18 protein-coding genes and 2 pseudogenes are annotated in these 16935 nt (G+C 69.2%); 11 read left to right on the top strand and 9 right to left on the bottom strand.

The annotated features are described in order from the left end of the window. The first annotated feature begins 41 nt into the window (after positions 1-41). Entirely contained in the window at positions 42-659 is a 618-nt protein-coding gene (locus tag ACGFJ7_RS46070) for a TetR/AcrR family transcriptional regulator (RefSeq protein WP_360257941.1), read from the top strand. Here ACGFJ7_RS46070 and lhgO read toward each other — a convergent pair. Beyond that, positions 643-1869 (bottom strand): L-2-hydroxyglutarate oxidase, encoded by a 1227-nt coding sequence (lhgO, locus tag ACGFJ7_RS46065; protein WP_392648792.1) that lies wholly within the window; start codon positions 1867-1869, stop codon positions 643-645. The genes ACGFJ7_RS46070 and lhgO overlap by 17 nt on opposite strands. A gap of 55 nt (positions 1870-1924) precedes the next feature. On the opposite strand from lhgO, the gene ACGFJ7_RS46060 reads away from it, so the two are divergent. Together ACGFJ7_RS46060 and ACGFJ7_RS46055 are read left to right on the top strand one after the other, a co-directional pair. Beyond that, entirely contained in the window at positions 1925-2557 is a 633-nt protein-coding gene (locus ACGFJ7_RS46060; protein ID WP_392648789.1) for a GntR family transcriptional regulator, read from the top strand. A 168-nt stretch (positions 2558-2725) separates the two neighbouring features. Further along, entirely contained in the window at positions 2726-3643 is a 918-nt protein-coding gene (locus ACGFJ7_RS46055) for a DMT family transporter (protein WP_392648786.1), read from the top strand. Positions 3644-4039: 396 nt separating this feature from the next. On the opposite strand, the gene ACGFJ7_RS46050 is transcribed toward ACGFJ7_RS46055, so the two are convergent. Continuing rightward, positions 4040-5074 carry a LacI family DNA-binding transcriptional regulator gene (locus ACGFJ7_RS46050; RefSeq protein WP_392648783.1) on the bottom strand — a complete coding sequence of 345 codons (1035 nt, stop codon included), beginning with the start codon at positions 5072-5074 and terminating at the stop codon, positions 4040-4042. Positions 5075-5139: 65 nt separating this feature from the next. Between ACGFJ7_RS46050 and ACGFJ7_RS46045 the strand changes: the two genes are divergently transcribed. Further along, positions 5140-5607 carry a 2'-5' RNA ligase family protein gene (locus tag ACGFJ7_RS46045; protein ID WP_392648781.1) on the top strand — a complete coding sequence of 156 codons (468 nt, stop codon included), beginning with the start codon at positions 5140-5142 and terminating at the stop codon, positions 5605-5607. Here the strand turns inward: ACGFJ7_RS46045 and ACGFJ7_RS46040 are convergent. Next, positions 5591-6970, bottom strand: a complete 1380-nt coding sequence (locus ACGFJ7_RS46040; protein WP_360257957.1) for a S28 family serine protease — start codon at positions 6968-6970, stop codon at positions 5591-5593. The two genes, ACGFJ7_RS46045 and ACGFJ7_RS46040, sit on opposite strands and share 17 nt — an antisense overlap. 38 nt (positions 6971-7008) lie before the next feature. Here ACGFJ7_RS46040 and ACGFJ7_RS46035 point away from each other — a divergent pair, with 38 nt between their 5' ends. Then, positions 7009-8214: an MFS transporter gene (locus ACGFJ7_RS46035; RefSeq protein ID WP_392648777.1), complete on the top strand. Its 1206-nt coding sequence runs from the start codon at positions 7009-7011 to the stop codon at positions 8212-8214. Between the two features lie 302 nt (positions 8215-8516). On the opposite strand, the gene ACGFJ7_RS46030 is transcribed toward ACGFJ7_RS46035, so the two are convergent. The 3 genes and pseudogenes from ACGFJ7_RS46030 to ACGFJ7_RS46020 form a co-directional block, all read right to left on the bottom strand. Then, positions 8517-8765, bottom strand: a complete 249-nt coding sequence (locus ACGFJ7_RS46030) for a hypothetical protein (protein ID WP_392648844.1) — start codon at positions 8763-8765, stop codon at positions 8517-8519. A 45-nt stretch (positions 8766-8810) separates the two neighbouring features. Beyond that, a pseudogene (locus ACGFJ7_RS46025) lies at positions 8811-9091 on the bottom strand (transcriptional regulator); the annotation flags it as partial. Next, a complete protein-coding gene (locus tag ACGFJ7_RS46020; protein ID WP_360257964.1) occupies positions 9088-9228 on the bottom strand; it encodes a hypothetical protein in 141 nt (46 codons plus the stop codon). The pseudogene ACGFJ7_RS46025 and the gene ACGFJ7_RS46020, both read right to left, overlap by 4 nt. A 102-nt stretch (positions 9229-9330) precedes the next feature. On the opposite strand from ACGFJ7_RS46020, the pseudogene ACGFJ7_RS46015 reads away from it, so the two are divergent. Together ACGFJ7_RS46015 and ACGFJ7_RS46010 are read left to right on the top strand one after the other, a co-directional pair. Further along, positions 9331-10370 (top strand): annotated as a pseudogene (locus ACGFJ7_RS46015) (NAD(P)-dependent alcohol dehydrogenase). Positions 10371-10669: 299 nt separating this feature from the next. Next, a complete protein-coding gene (locus tag ACGFJ7_RS46010; protein ID WP_392648774.1) occupies positions 10670-11062 on the top strand; it encodes a pyridoxamine 5'-phosphate oxidase family protein in 393 nt (130 codons plus the stop codon). Between the two features lie 103 nt (positions 11063-11165). On the opposite strand, the gene ACGFJ7_RS46005 is transcribed toward ACGFJ7_RS46010, so the two are convergent. Further along, complete coding sequence (locus ACGFJ7_RS46005) at positions 11166-12053, bottom strand: hypothetical protein (RefSeq protein ID WP_392648771.1); 888 nt, start codon at positions 12051-12053, stop codon at positions 11166-11168. Positions 12054-12269: 216 nt separating this feature from the next. Here ACGFJ7_RS46005 and ACGFJ7_RS46000 point away from each other — a divergent pair, with 216 nt between their 5' ends. Next, a complete protein-coding gene (locus tag ACGFJ7_RS46000; RefSeq protein WP_360257971.1) occupies positions 12270-12677 on the top strand; it encodes a hypothetical protein in 408 nt (135 codons plus the stop codon). 295 nt (positions 12678-12972) lie between these two features. Here the strand turns inward: ACGFJ7_RS46000 and ACGFJ7_RS45995 are convergent, their stop codons facing one another. Beyond that, positions 12973-13401, bottom strand: a complete 429-nt coding sequence (locus ACGFJ7_RS45995) for a DUF6086 family protein (RefSeq protein ID WP_360257973.1) — start codon at positions 13399-13401, stop codon at positions 12973-12975. A 646-nt stretch (positions 13402-14047) separates the two neighbouring features. On the opposite strand from ACGFJ7_RS45995, the gene ACGFJ7_RS45990 reads away from it, so the two are divergent. Further along, positions 14048-14305 carry a tyrosine-type recombinase/integrase gene (locus ACGFJ7_RS45990; protein ID WP_392648767.1) on the top strand — a complete coding sequence of 86 codons (258 nt, stop codon included), beginning with the start codon at positions 14048-14050 and terminating at the stop codon, positions 14303-14305. Positions 14306-14423: 118 nt separating this feature from the next. Here the strand turns inward: ACGFJ7_RS45990 and ACGFJ7_RS45985 are convergent, their stop codons facing one another. Further along, the gene (locus ACGFJ7_RS45985; RefSeq protein WP_360257978.1) at positions 14424-15251 is read right to left on the bottom strand and encodes an LLM class flavin-dependent oxidoreductase; all 828 of its coding nucleotides are present in this window, start codon (positions 15249-15251) and stop codon (positions 14424-14426) included. Positions 15252-15721: 470 nt separating this feature from the next. On the opposite strand from ACGFJ7_RS45985, the gene ACGFJ7_RS45980 reads away from it, so the two are divergent. Together ACGFJ7_RS45980 and ACGFJ7_RS45975 are read left to right on the top strand one after the other, a co-directional pair. Beyond that, complete coding sequence (locus ACGFJ7_RS45980; RefSeq protein ID WP_360257981.1) at positions 15722-16054, top strand: hypothetical protein; 333 nt, start codon at positions 15722-15724, stop codon at positions 16052-16054. Between the two features lie 172 nt (positions 16055-16226). Next, a complete protein-coding gene (locus ACGFJ7_RS45975; RefSeq protein ID WP_392648763.1) occupies positions 16227-16865 on the top strand; it encodes a hypothetical protein in 639 nt (212 codons plus the stop codon). The last annotated feature ends 70 nt before the right edge of the window (positions 16866-16935 follow it).

Below are 16935 nucleotides of genomic sequence, written 5' to 3'. Positions count from 1 at the left end.
CTATTTTGACGGCGGCGCGGGGGCAACCCGATGCTGGAGGCATGACGAAACGGCCCGCACCGCCCGCGACCCGGCGTCGCGGCGCCGAGCTGGAGGACGCCCTGCTGCGCGCGGCGGCCGACGAACTCGTCGAGTCGGGCTACGCCGGGCTCACGATGGACCGGGTGGCCCGGCGCGCCGGCACCAACAAGAACACCCTCTACCGCCGGTGGCCCGACCGGCTGGCGCTCGGTATCGCGGCGTACCGCCTGCTGGCCCGGTCTTTTCAGCCGCCCGACACGGGCGCGCTCCGCGAGGACGCGCTCGAGACGTTGCGGCTGGCCAACCGGCACTGGAGCTCGCCGCTCGGCGCGATCCTGCGCGAACTGATGGCCGCCGCCGGTTCCGCCCAGGAGCTGTTGGCCCAGCTGCCGGACCGCTCAGCCGACCCCACCGCCGCCACGTGGCTGCTCATCCTCGGCCGCGCGGTGGCCCGGGGCGAGGCCCGCCCCGAAGCGCTCCACCCGCGCGTCGCCACGGTCGCGATCGATCTGCTGCGCAACGAGTTCGTCACGCGCGGCGTCCCCACCGCGCCCGACGAGGTGCTGCGCGAGATCGTCGACGAGGTCTATCTGCCCCTCGTCCGGTCCCGAGGCGCTGTCCTCACGGAACGGCCTTGAGGACGGCCCGGGCGGCGTCGCCGTCGCCCAGCTGGTCGAAGACGTCGCCGGCGACGCGGCAGCCGATGAGCAGGCTGGAGGTGGCGGCGGGGGAGGGGGCGTTGAGGACGTGCACCGCGCGTTCGGTCCGCTGGATGACGAAGTCGTCGACCAGGGCGCCGTCACGGGTCACGGCCTGGGCCCGGACGCCGCTGCCGTGCCGGCGCATGTCACGGCCGTGGACGCTGGGCGCCATCTTGCGCACCTCGCGCACGAACAGCGGCCAGACGAGCGACCGGCTGATCTCGGTGACGCCGTACCGCCAGAAGCGTCTGGCCAGCCCGCGCAGCGCCGGGTCGGCGAGCAGCTCGCGCACCATCCTGGGGTCGACGGTGCGCCACCGGTAGCCGTGGCGGGAGAGGGCGGGCACCGCGTTGGGCCCGATGTGCACGGTGCCGTCCAGCATCGGCGTGATGTGCACACCGAGGAAGGGCAGATCGGGGTCCGGCACCGGGTAGACCGGGTTCGTGACGAGCCCGCGCAGACCCGGCCGCAGCTCGGCGTACTCACCGCGGAACGGCATGATCCGCACCGGCGGTTTCTCGCCGAGCGCCTCGGCGACCTTGTCGCTGTGCAGGCCGGCGCAGTTGACGACCACACGGGCGCTCACCTCGCCGTTGACGACCGTGCGGTCGCCGCGGACTTCGAAGACGCTTGCGGGTGTACGCAGGCGCAGGCCGGCGCCGAGCCCGGTCAGTTCCGTGGCGAGCGTGCGGGCGACGGCCCCGAAGTCGGTCATCGCGGTCTCGGCCACCCAGAGCCCGCCCACGCCCGCGATGTTCGGTTCCCGCTCGTTGATGGCCCGCCGGTCGAGGTGCTCGACGGTCACGCCGTTGGCCCGCCCGCGCTCGGCCAGCATGTCGAGCTGCGGCAGCTGGCGTTCGGTGGTGGCCACGACGATCTTGCCGGTGCGCTTGACCGCGACGCCGTTCGCCTCGCAGTAGCTGATCATCGCCTCGCCGCCGGCCCGGGCCAGCCGCGCCTTGAGCCCGCCGGGCTTGTAGTAGAGGCCGGAATGGATGACGTTGCTGTTGTGGCCGGACTGGTGGGCGCCCCAGCGGTCCTCGGCCTCCAGGACCGTGACGCTGAGATCCGGCCGCTCGCGCAGCAGGGCCCGGGCCGTGGCGAGGCCGAGCAGCCCGCCCCCGATGATGGCGACGTCAACATTCACGCCGCGAATGTATACAGTCGCAGCCCCTGTAGTAAATGCGCGCTACGATGCCGCGGTGAGTGCCGACCAGATCGCCGAGCGGCTGCGCTCCGCCCTGCGGCGCGGCGAGTTCCTGCCCGGCACGCGCCTCGTCCAGGAGAAGATCGCCGCCGACCTCGCCGTGAGCCGCATCCCGCTGCGCGAGGCGCTGCACATGCTCGCCGCCGAGGGGCTGCTGGTGAACCAGCCCCACCGCGGCATGGTGGTCGCCGAGCTCAGCCCCGACGAGGTGGACGAGTTGTTCGGCCTGCGCCTGCAGTTGGAGCCCGCTCTCGCCGAGGAGATCGTGCGGGGCTGCCGCCCGCGCGACGTCGACGCCCTGCACCGCCTGGCCGAGCAGATCCACGACAAGGGCGGCGACGCGGCCGCGCGCGCGGCCCTCAACTACCAGTTCCACTCGCGTGTCTACCGGCTGTCCGAGCGGCCGCTGACCATCCGCTTCATCGACCAGTTGCTGCAGCTCGTCGAGCCGTACAGCCGCCAGTGGGTCCGCTCCGGCCACGACCTGCAGCGCATCGACCGCGAGCACCGGCAGATGGTCGAGGCCCTGCGCGGCGGCGACGCGACGGCGCTCGCCCGGGTGATCGTCGACCACATCGTGGGAGCGCGCGACCACGTACTGGCTGCTCTGGCGAGAGTGACGGGGTAGCATCGCGGCGTGAACAAGTACTGGCACGTCGTCTCCCCGCCGGTCCGCCCCTAACCGGGCGCACCCGCTGACGATCCGCTCCACGGCCCCCGTCGGCCCTGGTTCTTGTTCCCTGCGCCCGTATCGAATCCAGCCCGTACCCGGAATTCGACACGGAAGTTCACGACCTTGTCTGTCACCACGCGTCCCGCTGACCCCGCCCACCACGTCAACCCGCTGGCCGGTCCGGTCCCGGTCCTCGCCGCCGCCACGCTCTGGGGCACCACCGGCACCGCGGCGTCGTTCGCCCCGTCCGCCGCCCCGGCGGCCGCCATCGGCGCCGCCGGCCTTCTCCTCGGCGGCCTGCTCCTGTTCCTGCGCTCCCGCGCCTTCGCCCGGGTGCTTCCCCGGCGCGAGTGGCCGCTGATCCTGCTGGGTGCGGTCACGGTGGCCGGCTATCCGCTCAGCTTCTACCCGGCCGTGGCCCGGTCCGGCGTGGCCGTGGCCACCGTCATCACGCTCGGCAGCGCCCCCGTGTTCGCCGGCCTGCTCTCCTGGCTCATCCAGGGCCGGCGCCCGGCCCGCCGCTGGACGACCGGCACCGTGGCGGCGATCGCCGGCTGCGCCGTACTCGTCCTGGGCCCCGAACTCGCCGGCGCCGGCGCCGGCGTGGACGTCCTCGGCGTGACGCTGGCCCTGACCGCCGGCCTGTCGTACGCCGCGTACACCATGGCCGGCGGCAACCTCATCGCCCGCGGCCACCCGTCGGGAACCGTGATGGGCACGATGTTCGGCCTGGCCGGCCTGCTCGTCCTGCCGGTGGTCCTCACCGGCGATCCGGGCTGGCTGCTCTCCGCCCGCGGGGCCACGGTCGCGGTGTACCTCGCGCTCGTCCCGACGTACGCGGCCTACCGCCTCTTCGGTTACGGCCTGCGGCACACCACCGCGACCACGGCCACAGTCCTGTCCCTGGCCGAAGCGGCCGTCGCGGCCCTGCTCGGCGTCGCCCTCCTCGGCGAGCGCCTGCCCGCCCTCTCCTGGGCGGGCCTGGCCGTCCTCACCGCCGGCCTGGCGTTCCTGACGCTACCCACCCGCCCACGCCGCTGATCCCGTCCCGGCGCCGGTCCCACGGCCGGCGTTGAGGATCGGTGCTGGTCTCAACGGCTGGCGCGGGTCTCAACGGCTCGTACTGGTCGCATGCCGGCGCCGGTGGATCCCGTCGCGGTGCGGCTCTTGTCGGTTCGCGCCGGAGGCTCGTCCGGGGTCTTCGCCGGCGCCGCGTGCGCGGATCGGTCCCGTTCCGACGCGGTCTCCGCGCTGGGCGCCGCGCTCGATGTACGGCCGACAGCCTCGACGACGCCCGGGGCGACATCGAGGGCGGCGACGGCGGCGGACGCACACCCCTCGTGCCGTGCCGCCCACAAGAGCGCCCAGGAGATCTACCGGAGACTGCCTGTGCCGGGACGCAATGATCAGTCGGCGGTCCCTCGCGGAGACCTGTGGTCAGGTTGCCGGAGCCGGGTGGTTCGGAAGCGAGCCGCGGTGGGGCGACCCGGCGTGGGAGCTCTGGCGGATGCGGAGGTCGGCGGGAAAGACGCAGCGCCAATGGGGAGCGAGTTGACGGCCGATCATCGCGCGGGTTGCCGCGGCCGCCATCGCCTCGACCGGCTGGTGCACCGAGGACATCGGCGGGGTGGCGCACTCCGCTATGACGCTGTCGTCGAAGCCGACCACGGCCACGTCGTCGGGGATGCGCCGGCCCGCGTCGGCCAGGGCCTGCATGGCGCCGGTGGCCATCAGGTCGCAGCCGACGAAGATGGCGTCCAGGCCGGGCTCCTCGGCCAGCAGGCGTTGCGTCAGCGTGTAGCCGTCCTCGCGCCGGAACTTGCCGGTCGCTGAGATGTCGGGCAGGCCCAGCTCCAGCACGGCTCGGCGGTGGCCCTCGCGGCGACCCTCCGCGCACGCGTTGCCGTCCTGCCCGTGCAGGGCCGCGATCCGGCGGCGGCCGCTCTCGTACAGGTGGATGACGGCGGCGCGGGCGCCATCGGCGTTCTCCAGGCCGATGTACGGGACGCCGGGCGCCGACGGGCTCATCGCCACCACCCGGTCGCAGCGGGCGTAGAACTCACCGGCGATCCGCGGCGGCACGTTGATGAGCAGCACGCCGAGCGTGACCGTGTCGGCCATCCTCGACAGCAGGGCCCGGGCACCGGCCTCGTCGACCACGTGCACCCGCAGCTGCGCGTTCCCGCCGGCCAGCTCCTGCAGGATCCCGGCGGTGACCCGGCCGTAGTACGGGCTGGTCCCGAAGATCGACGGCTCGTCCACGACGACCAGCTCGATCACCTCGCCGTGCCCGGAGGCGAGGGCCCGCGCCACCGGATCGGGCCGGAACCCCAAGTCGGCGATGACCTGCCGGACGTGTTCACGCGTCCGGGGCGCGACACCCGGCGCATCGTTTATCACTCGCGAGACGGCCGCTTTCGACACACCGGCCCGCCGGGCGACATCGGCCAGCGTCGGCCTCCCCTGCGGCATCGGCCCACTATAGGCCCAGGCGCGCCGGAGGGTCGTCCCATTAATTCGGGGGTACGCCGGTACGTGTGCACACTGTTGAGCTGTTGCCCGACGCGGGGCTCGAGTCCGCCGTACGGGAAATGTGGTCCCGGCTCGTGGCCGCCGGGCTGCCGAGCCTGGCCACCCACGGGCACGCGACCAACCGGCCGCATCTGACCCTGGCCACGGCGGCCTCGGTCGAGGGGCTCGCGGTGGCGGGGCTGCCGGTGCCGGCCGAACTGGGGGCCGTGCGGTTCCTCGGGCGGGCCGTGGTCTGGGAGGTCCGGCCCACGGCCGCGCTGCTCGAGGTGCAAGCTCGGGTCTGCGCGGCGCTGCCGGACCCGTGGCCGCCACCGGGGGAGTGGGTGCCGCATCTCAGCCTGGCGTTACGCGTGCGCTCCGCCCAGCACGAGGCCGTGCTGGCCGCGCTCGGTGACCCGCCCCGGGCCGGCGGGTGGTTCGTGGCGGCCCGGAGCTATGACACGGCCACCCGTACGGTCACCGGCCTCGCTTAGGCGGCAGCATGTCGTCCAGCGGCAAGGAGGCGGACAGCTGCTTGGTGGCGGCCGTGTCCGGCACGCCGGCCCAGCGCCGCAGCGTCGCGGTGGCCGCGGCGGCGTCCTCGGGCCTCAGCCGGGCGATGTTGGCGCCGTGGTTGGCGCCGGGAGCCACGTACAGGGCCGAGTCGCGGCGGCTCGGGGTGAAGCGTTCCGCTCCCCATGGGTCGTTCTCGCCGTAGACGAACAGCATGCGCTGCGCGCTCGTGCGTACCCACAGATCCACGTCGATCATCGGCAGCGGGTTGTGCGGGCGGCGCAGCTCCGGCGGCAGCGAGGAGTTCGCGGTGTACAGGCCCGGGTAGTTGCGCAGGCCGCGCAGGTGGTCGAAGCGCAGGCTCGGCCAGCCGAGCTGGCTGGCCGCCTGGTAGTAGTACGGGGAGTAGTACTCGAGGCTCTGGTCGGTGTAGAAGCTCCAGCCGGCCACGCCGTCGATCCAGTCGTACAGCTGCTCGTCCGTCGCGGTGCCGGCCGCCGGCACGGCCGCGCAGTCGGCCTCCGTGCTGTACTGCCAGAACGCCCACACCGAGTCCAGCACGGTCATCTCGAACGAGCGGTCGGCCGTGCCGATGGTCCGGGCGAACGTCCATCCGTTCTCGGCCGCGTCGGCCTGCAGCCGGGCCACCAGCCGGTCCCGCCGGCGCAGCGCCTCGGCCTGCACCTCGTCCAGGGCGGTGCGGCACGACGGCGTACCGACGGTGTCGAAGAACTTGTCGTACGCCGTGTCGGCGGGATTGACGACGTCGTTCGGGGCCACGTACGCGACGACGCCGTCGACGTCCCGCGGGTAGAACCGCCGGTGGTAGACCGACGTCATGCCGCCCTTGCTGCCGCCGGTCTGGATCCACTTGGTGGCGTAGACGCTCTTGAAGGCGGTCACGATGCGGTGCTCGTCGCTCGCCTCCTGCCAGATGGTCAGGTCGGACCAGTCGGCCGGGGCCGGCCGCGACGGCGTGAAGAAGCGGTGCTCGACCGAGATCTGGTTGGCGTTCAGCAGCGCCGTCGGCTCGGTCTGCGACGGCCGCGGGGTGGCGGCCAGCCCGTACCCGCTGGTGGAGAGCACCACCGGGCGGTCGGCCGAGCGGTGCAGCAGCGTGAGCCGCTGCTCGTAGCCGCCCTGCTTCGGGTGGCGGTGGTCGGCCGGCTGGCGGTACGTCAGCACGAAGAACCGGTAGCCCGTGCCCTGTGTCTGCGACACCACGGTCAGCCCGGGGATCGCCGTGAGCTGGTCGAGGAGGGGGTCGTCGGCCGCGCGGGCCACCCCGGCCGGGGCGAGAACGACGAGCAGGGACGCGAGGGCAGCGACTATGCGGAGTCTCACGCGACCGACCATATCGACGAACCGTAATATCGCAAAGAGTGTGGCGACAGGACTTCCGGCGGCGGTGGGCGGCCTTCGGGGCGAGCGAGTTCGGCAGCGCGTTCGGATATACGGCCCTGCCGGTCGTGGCGGTGCTGGTGCTGGGAGCGTCGGACTTCCAGGTGTCGCTGCTGACCGTCCTGGCCGGTGTGGTCAGCGCCGTGGCGGCCCTGCCGCTGGGACCCTGGATCGAGCATCGGCGCAAGCTGCCGGTGATGGTCACGGCCGATCTGGTCCGGGTGGTGGCGGTCGGATCGGTGCCGGCGGCGGCCCTGTTCGGCGCGCTGACCTACTGGCACCTGTGCGTGGTGGCGGTGGTGCAGATGGTCGCCCGGCTGGCCTTCGACGCGGCCGGGGTGGCCCAGTTGCGGACCCTCGTGCCGGCCGAGCACCGGGCGGAGGCCAACGGCCGCTTCGAGACGACACTGTGGACGGCCAACGCGGCCGGCCCGGCGGCCGGCGGGGTGCTGATCTCGTGGCTGGGCGCCACGGCCACGATGGTGGTGGACGCGGTCAGTTTCCTCGTCTCGGCGGTGCTGCTGCGCGGGATGCGCGTGCCGGAGCCGCCACCGCCCGTACGGGAGAAGGGTTTCCCGGATCTGGCCGGCGGCTGGCGTCACATCTTCGGGCATCGCGGCCTGGCGGCGCTGTTCTGGAACTCGATGATCTTCGGCGGATGCGTGCTGGCCTCCGTACCCCTGCTGGCCGTTCTGGTCCTGCGGGACCTGGGGTTCCCGGCCTGGCAGTACGGGCTGATCGCCGGGGTGGCGAGCGTGGCCGGGGTCCTCGGGTCGCTGGTGGTGAAGCCGCTGCGGCGGCGGATCGGCGAGCACCGGGTGCTGCTGGCGGCCGGGGTCGGCCGCAACCTGTGGATGGGCCTGATGCCGCTGGCCACCGCGTCGCGGGCCGGGCTGCTCCTGGTGATGGCGTCGGAGACGTTGATGGTGTTCTTCGCGGGCATGTTCAGCCCGACCTTCGCGACCTACCGGATGAACGCCACCGGCGACGGCTACATGTCGCGGGTGGTGATGTCCTGGTCGGTGGCGAACAAGGTCGTGCAGCCGGTCGTCATCGCGGCGGCCGGGGCCCTGGCCGCGGCCACCTCGGTCAAGACGGCGCTGGCCGTACTCGCCACGATTCTGATCGGCGGTGTCGCCTTCCTGCCCTGGAAGAACTCCGGTTGGTGGGTGGCAGTTTGCCGATGACGGTGTGGGGCCCACCGGAGGCAGGCCCGACGTCGGCTGACAGAGGGTCGCGGTCCGAGCGACAGCGCATCTTCCGACCGGCGCGCTCGCGTGCCGCTGTCCGCCCTCGGCCGACCCGCCGTCACGCCAGTGAACGACAGTGGCTGACCGACATCCTGTCATGCCGATGTGAGGGCGTTGGCCTGTCGCTGGAAGTGGCCATACCTCAACAACCGACACCGCTTTACGGCGGCGACAAATACGTTCAGCGCGCATCAGTTTTACGCAATTCCCGTCAGCCGCCTGCGGTGTGCCCGGGATGATCAGTCTTGGTGTTCTTTCTGCTGGTGCGGAGTGGGTTCCTGCATCGGCGTGGACCATGCCGCGAGTAGGCGCAGGGCGTCCGCTGAGGGGGTCGCGGGTTCGGCCGCGTTGATGTACAGGGTGAGGCCGGGGTCTCCCGGCAGGGCGAGGGTCTCGTAGACCAGTTCCATGTCACCGACGAGTTCGTGGTGGATCCGTTTCGTCCCGGCGCGCCCGGGTCGAGATGAATGTAGCGAGCGTGGTTCCACGGTCCGGCGGAGCCGGACAGCAGTCCCGAGTAGAGGGCTCGCGCGAGCGGGTTCATCGCCACGATGTCGGACCGGTCGTTCTGCACGATGGCCGACAGATCGGTCATCTGGTCGAGGACCAGCTGCAGCGTCGCGCGGATCGCCGGTGTCGCAGGGCGCCGGGCCGGGGTCTTGGTCGCACTGCGCCGGCTGCCGCGGGTGAGGTGGAACAGATGTTGGCGTTCCAGTTCGTCCAGCTGGAGCGTGTTGGCGATCGCGTTCAGCACGGCGTCGGAGGCGCCGACCGCGTCACCGCGCTCGAGCCGGATGTACCAGCTGACGCTCACGCCGGCCAAGGCGGCCAGCTCTTCGCGGCGCAACCCGGGAACCCGCGGCCGCTGCCGGCGGGGAGCCCGGCGTCCTGCGGGCGGATTCTCGCGCGGCGGGAGGCGAGGAACTCGCGCAACTCGTTCCTGGTGTCCATGATTTCGACTGTAGGCGCGTCCCCGCCGCTGAGGGGGCCACTGCGAGTGCCCCCCATCAAGCGGCTCTGCCAGCACGGACGGTCCTGCTGTTCTCTGGGGTCATGACCACCGCACGGGCTTACGCCGCCACTTCCCCCACCGGCCCCTTCGTCCCCACCACCATCGAACGCCGTCCGGTCGGACCGCACGATGTGTTGATCAACATCGCCTATTCGGGCACCTGCCACTCGGACATCAGCACCGTCCGCGGCGACTGGGGCCCGGCCTCCTACCCGCTGGTCCCGGCCACGAAATCGTCGGCACCGTCGCGCAGGTCGGCTCCCAGGTCTCCCGCCACAAGGTCGGCGACCGGGTCGGCGTCGGCTGCATGGTGAACTCCTGCCGCGAGTGCGTCAACTGCCTCGCCGGTCTGGAGAACTACTGCCTGAACGGCGCCACCTTCACCTACAACAGCATCGACCGCGACGGCACCGCCACGCAGGGCGGCTACGCCACCCAAATCGTGGTCGTCGAGGACTTCGTGCTCAGCGTTCCCGAGAGCATCCCCTTCGCGGCCGCGGCCCCGCTGCTCTGCGCCGGCGTCACCGCCTACTCGCCCCTGGCCCACTGGTACGTCCGCTCCGGCACGAAGGTCGCCGTCGTCGGCCTGGGCGGCCTCGGCCACCTGGCGGTCAAGTTCGCCCACGCGATGGGCGCCGAGGTAACCGTGCTGTCGCAGACGCTGGGCAAGAAGGACGACGGCATCCGCCTCGGCGCCGACCACTACTACGCCACCAGCGACGCGAGCACCTTCCCGACACTGGCGAACCACTTCGACCTCATCGTCAACACCATCAGCGCACCGATCGACGTGCAGGCGTACCTGTCGCTGCTCGCCCTCGACGGCACCCTGGTCAACCTCGGCGCACCCGCCCAGCCGCTGCCTGTCTCGGTGTTCGCCCTCATGGGCAACCGCCGCTCCTTCGCCGCGTCCTCGATCGGCAGCATCGCCGAGACCCAGGAAACGCTGAACTTCTGCGCGAAACACGCCATCGCACCCGAGATCGAACTCATCACGGCAGCCGAGATCAACACCGCCTACGAGCGCGTCCTCAAGTCCGACGTCCGCTACCGGTTCGTGATCGACGCGGCCACCCTCTGACCGGACACCCTCCGGCACCGCTGTGCAGCGGCCACACGCACACCTACGGCGTGCCTAGCCCTGGTCAAGGGTTCCTTACGGTAGAGCGGAGGCCGGCGCGTACTTATCCGACCTTCGTCAATGATCTCCTCCATGGGGCACCTTCCGGTGCTCAGACGTGTGTGAGGGCGCGCGATTCACGCGGTGACGATCACGTGCCTAACAACCCGCGCGGAGTCTTCACGCCATGATCGCCTGGGCCAGGGACGACTACCTCGTCGTCCCGAGCCCAGGCGATCCCTTGAAAGAAGGATGCTGTCATGATCGATAGGGAAATAGGACAGCGGCTTGCGCTCGCGCAGACGGCATGGTTCACGTCCGTGCGGCTCGACCGTTCGCCGCACACGGTCCCCGTCTGGTTCGTGCACGACGAGGCCGACCTCTGGGTAGCCAGCTCCCCATCGAGCCGCAAGGTCGCGAACGTGCGACTGAACGACCAGGTCTCCCTCGCCATCGACGGATCCGGTGGGGAGCCGTTGGTCGCGTTGGCCAGCGCCGACATCCTCGACGAGGTGCCTGATCATCCACGAGTTGTCGCGAACTTCGCCCGCAAGTACGGGGGCTTCGACATCACGACCGAGTCCTACTCCGGCCCACTCGTGCTCCTGCGCCTTACCATCACCCGGTGGCTGCTCGACGGTTCCGCTCAGTAACGTCGGTGCCTGCTCGATCACCGACGTCCGCAACCTGAGGGATCTGCCGATGTGAACACGTGCCCCATGGCCAGTGGTTCCATGATCGAGGCGACAGGCTACTTCAATTGTGGATCACTCTTTCCCGGCCGGACGAAAGCTTTATCGAGACTTCCAGCTCCGCACCCCTGAAGTCTAGAGGGAACTTCATGGTCGCCCCGGACAACGTAGCCGGGAAATCTAGATCGACTTCAGCAAAACTGTTGGCCGCTAAGGGGATCTGAATGCCGAGTTGAAGCGTTAGGGTGCGACGAATTCCGTCGTCGCATCGGTTCCCGAACGCGCTCAATGTCCCCGCGACAGGCACGTCGGGGCCGCGGGCGGAAGGGGTTCCCGACGCCGCCTCCACACTCTCTGCCGCCACCCCCTTGAAGGAGATCCGATTTGATGCTCCTCCTGTTTCATTGATCACACTTTGCACCGTGTACCTAACGTTTATGTCCCTACCGGGAGCCTTGCAGGATTCGGGCCCCTCCAACCAATTCGCGGACAGCTCCAGCAAGCTAGCGTATTGCGCATTTTTGTCCGGGTTCTGAATCGTAATACGAATTCTCTGTTTGGGATCATCTCCGCGATCGGAGCTCTGCCCTGGCGGGATGACGACATCTGCACCGACTACCCGAGGCCCTCCGCTGAATCCCAAAATATCGTAGAAGACGTAACTTTGCGTAGTTGGCACGAGGAGCAAGGTAAGAACGCCGGTGTAGAGGAATACAGTCACCAAGATTGGTAGCCGACTCGGTGAAGCGTGTCGCCCCCTTGCTTTTTCGGCAAGCCGGAAAACCAAAAAGGGAGCCGAAAATAGGGCGCCGCCCAGACTCAAGGTCGTCAGTAGAGGTGGGCCGTTGGTGACCGACGATAGGACCGTCGTAACTCCGCCGGCAAGGCTGACGAACATCGACCAGTCGACGGCTGTTCTACTTCTTTCTTGATCGGCATCAGTCGTTGCCATGATCGCCTTTCGCCGGGAGGCGGCCCAAGCATGATTCCAGCATACTGTTTGAGTTCAAAGGCTCAGGCCCAAGCACTGCACGTGTGCGCTCATCTAGCCGCCATCCGAGCGCGGAGCCGGGAGCGCCGTCATGCTGGGTAGGCGTCGCGCGCGAGCGAGCGCACTCGATCATGGGTCGAGGTGACGACGCCTCGAGGACTTTGCCAGCATTGGCTGATGCATGGCGCGATGGGCTATCCGTTCGTTCCGCGGTCGAACCGGTTCCTCGCGGCCGGCCAGTTCTGGGCACTGCCGCTGTCCGATGGGGGCTTCGCGTGCGGGCGCGTCATGGCCGTGCCTGCCTTCGGAGCCAAGGATCGTGTGGGAGTGGTGGTCGGCCTGATGGACTGGACAGCCGACGTGCCGCCTACGTACGAATCCATCGCCGGGCACGGAATCCTCGAGCAGGCGAAGTCCCGCTTCGAAGCGATCTCATCCACGGGCGGCCAAGTGCTGGGCGTGAGGCCGCTTGATCTGGACGGCTTGGTTCCGGTTCTGTTCAACGAGCAACATGTTGGAGCCGTGGATCGGGTGTGGGGGTCACTGGTTATCCGTGATATGGCCGAGCAGTACTTCAGTCCGTGACGATCCGAACGCCTCAGCGTCCGGATCTGCCGCGGGTAACGCGCGCACCGGCAACGCGCCCGCCGAGGACGGATGATCGCTCGGCAAGCGTTCCCTGCAGCCCTCGAGATCTGACGGTTCTCTTTTCGGATCCAAGATCGAGTGCACTCACCTGCCGCCGAGCGCACGCGCTGGCCGGCAGTGAGCCGTCACGCGGTGTGACACCGGCCGGTATCGGCCCGATGCCAGCTCTTGCCGAGTTGCGTACGTCGATGTTCCGCGCGGTCGCGTGGACGAGCGCCCGATGCCGACGACCTCAGGCTGTTGGCATCGATCGCGATGCCGCAGTTGCCAACTGGATGAGCTCGCGCCGATCGGCAGCCGGGTCGAAGGCATCGACGTTGAGCGAGATCGCCACAGCCGAACGCTCGACCGGCGTGGTCAACGCCGCAACCGTTCGTCCGCTGCGCTCGACCATCACCACCGCCGGCGGCAGATATCCGGCCAGCATCTCCTTGAAGATCGCGTGGTTCGACGACAGATATTGCCGTACCAGGGCGTCCACGAAACGGGAAAATGCCGCCGGATCGACCGCGTACTCGTCGACCCCCAGATCCACGACTCCGCACGGCAACTCAACCGTCGGCGCCAGCGCCTCGGTCATCCGGAAGAACAGCTGGGCCACCCTCGTAGCCGGATTCCACAGAGTCTGCCCGGTCGTCGCATCGTCGAAGTACTGACTCACCGCGTCATGATCGCAGCCGCCCCACGGCACGACCACCAGATTCCAGGCCAAACTGGCGAGCCCGTCCGCGCTTCGCCGAGCGCACGGATCTGCCGCTCCGGGCGTCCTGGCGTTCATCGCTGGTGATGACGCACGGTGATGTATGGCTGCCTTTCCCGCCTCCGCGCCCGATGTTGCTCTTCCGATCAACTCGTCGTGCGGGCCGCAGCGTCCGCCTTCCTGGGCCGCTACGGCGGCCAGACCCGCGTGCACACCGACTCCGACCTGCACGTCTTCCTCCGCTGGTGAACCAACCAGGACCTCAACCCGCTGACCGCCCGCCGGGTCGACGTCGAGCGGTATGTGCGCTGGCTGCAAGAGGTACGCCAATACCAGCCCTCGACGGTCTCCCGGCGACTGTCGGTCGTGGTCGGCTTCTACCGAGTCTGCGTCATCGACGCCATCCTCGAACACTCCCCAGCCGACTACGTCCGCCGCCCCACCGACCCTTGGCCTGGGACACCTGCAGTTCGAGGCCCTGATAACCACCGCGTGCTGCGCGTGCACGGCAAAGGCGGCAAGGTCGTACTCGTCCCGCTGCCACCCGCGGTGGGGCCGTTGAGGAACGCCTCAGCGGGCCGATCCTGCGAACACCATCGGCGCCGGCATGGACCGGCACGCCGCGACCCGCAGGCTCAAGCACCTCGCCGCCACCGCCGGCATCCGAATGCCGAGGATGCACCCGCACATGCTGCGCCACACGTTGGTGACCACCATGCTCGACGCCGGCGTCAACCTCCGTGACGTGCAGATTGCCGCCCGTCATGCCGATCCCAAGACCCCCGTGCGCTACGACCGGGCTCGCAAGAACCTTGACCGGCACCCCAACTACATCCTCGCCGCCTACATGGCCTCCGGTACCTAATATCGAGCGACGGACCAGAGCGAGCGACTCTGCCGATGAGCGCGCATCTGATCACGTTGTTCTGCTTGGCGCCGGCGCCAAGCGGTCGTCCCCGCCTCGCGCCGGCGCCGTCGTCAGGCTAGGTGAGGCCCAGTACCTGGGCGAGGTGGTCCACTTGGGTTGGGTCATCGGCGTAGCAATACAGGACAAGTTCGTCGGCGCCGAAGGCGCGGTACGCGGCGACGGTGTCGACGAGTTCAGCCGGGTCAGCGATCGGTACACCCCAGTCATCGCGGCCGTAATAGGCGGCAATAGCTGAACGAGCTGGTGCGAAGGCCGAGCCGAGGGCGACGTTGACTTGACAGACCAGCCGGGGCTGTCCGCTGCGTTCGGCGGCGGTCCATTCGCGGTGGACGATGCTTACCAGTTTGTCGGCCCAGGCGAGCGGGGCTGCGCATAGGAAGCCGTCACCGTGGCGGGCGACTCGTCGTAGGGCGGCGGGCGCGAACGCGCCGATGAGGATTTGAGGCCCGCCCGGGGTGGCGGGTAGCGGGCCGATGACCGCGTCCGGGTAGGGCTGGCCGAGCCAAATGCGACGTAACTCGGTGAGTTGGGTTTCCAGGAGGCTGCCTCGGGCGTTAATGGGCGTTCCGGCGGCGGCGTGGTCATCCTCGCGGCCGCCGATGCCGATGCCGAGGGTGAATCGTCCGCCGGACATGAGGTCGAGAGTAGCGATCTGTTTAGCCAACAGGGCGGTGGAGCGCAGCGGGCCGAGCAGCACTTCGGTTTGCAGCCGGACTCGTGACGTCGCGCCTGCCAGCACGGACAGTGCTGTGAGCGGTTCCGGGTTGTGGTAGGCGAGCCTGTCAAGCAGGGCGAGGGTGTCGAATCCGGAGGACTCGCCGCGCCGCGCCCAGTCGGTGAGCAGACGCGGGTTGCTGATGGGTAGGCCGAGACCAATTCGCATGGAGGCTCTCCTTGAAGAGGGCAGCGTTCAACAGCTGTCGCCCTCTCCTCCCACGCATGGGGTGGGCCCCCGGCTCTTCCTGCGACGCACTTCTTGAGCGGGGAAATGGAGTTCCGGTTATCAAGGGTACCGCGCCGCTCGATTGTTGCCAGGTGCGGGCGCACGTCGCGGATAGCGGCTTCCGCTACCGAGACACCGTGGGTAAATGCCGCCGACGAGCAAAGGGCCGGAGCCGCCTTCCGTGCGGCATTCGCGGTGCGGTTCGGTATCCGGATCTGGCGCCGACCGCGCGGCGGACTGTCGAGGTCCGTCACGTCGGGTAGGCGTCGGCCTGGGCGCGGGCTGTGCGCTTGGGCCGAGGAGCGGAGGTTCGATCTTCGTGGGTGGCGGTCTCGCACCCGAGGTATGTGGTTGCGTGTGATGCGCCTTCGCCGCGTGGGGGCCCAGTGATGTCGACTACGATGGCGAATATGGACGTCCGCCGGTTGGTGTTCGTTGCCGGGGATCGTTTCACCGGCTCGGTGAGTGTGGTCGCGGACGCCGATAATGTCTGGCTCGACCTGAGACGGTTCTTTTCGTTGGCATTCCTCGAGGAGGAGGAAGACCGCCGGCTGCGTTTGCGTCAATCAGTGCGCCTGGTCGGTGCCGACGCCGTGCTGGATCCCAACTGCCTTTACGGTTGGCGGGCCCACTTCTGTTTGGCCGAGGCCTCGTCCAGCCGCCTCCGCGAGGCGCGCTGCTTGCCCGCTGCGCGCTCAATCGCACCGTGGCCGAAACCGAGGAGACGACGGCAGCCCGCATGACTGAGTCAGTTCACCCAGCGACCGGCCATCTGGACAGCGACCGATGACGGCTGCCGACTCACCGTCAGAGGTCCGCTATACCGGTCGTGACGATGCCGTACTGCGGCTAAAGCTGTTGCAGGCATGGGGACTGCGCTGCTATTGCTGCCGTCGGCCGCAGGAGTACCGCGATGTGGAGATCGACCACATCATCCCGCGGACGATCTCCCCTGCGCGCCTCCAGCAGCTAATCGAGCTACACGGTCTCGCCGCCGACTTTGACCTGAACGCCCTCTCGAATCTGGCACCCATTTGCGGGGCGTGCAATACCGAGAAGAGCAACCGAGACGACGTGCTTGACTCTCCCCGGTTCGCCCTTCAGCTGGTAGAGGCCCGGCGACTGGCATCCGTTGTGGAGCGCCGAGTACGCGAACACACCGGCGGCAATGCTGTAACGCGGCTGCTCACCGACGCCGCGATGGCAGACCTGGGCAACACGGGAGCTCGGCAGGCGTTTCTCGAGCACGCTCCCGGGATAGTGCAGAAGCTGGCGCTCATTGACCCATCGGCGGCCGACTTTCTGAGCAGCCGAGATGTTCCACTAGACTTAGAGTACGACCATGTCGTCGTGCGCGCGACGCTTAACGCCCGTGGCCGAACCACGGTCGCCGTCGTGGAGGAGCTTTGCGACTTCACGCTGCCTCAAGCCATCGGCCCTGCCGTCAGGCAGCTGATAACCGCCACCCGCGAATCGGTGACGAAGACGCTCATGGGCATGGAGCACGTGTACGGCTTCGCCTACGAGGATGGGGTCTGCTGCACCGGCAGGTGACAGATCAAGTCACGCGGCCTGACTGGCCGGTGGGGTCATGATGGTCTCGTAGTCGATAGGGGTCAACCGG

Origin of the sequence: Actinoplanes sp. NPDC048988 (genome assembly GCF_043197815.1) — a bacterium.
Classification (GTDB): domain Bacteria; phylum Actinomycetota; class Actinomycetes; order Mycobacteriales; family Micromonosporaceae; genus Actinoplanes.
Note: the sequence above shows the minus strand (reverse complement) of the source record. Positions and strands in the feature narration are given on the sequence as shown.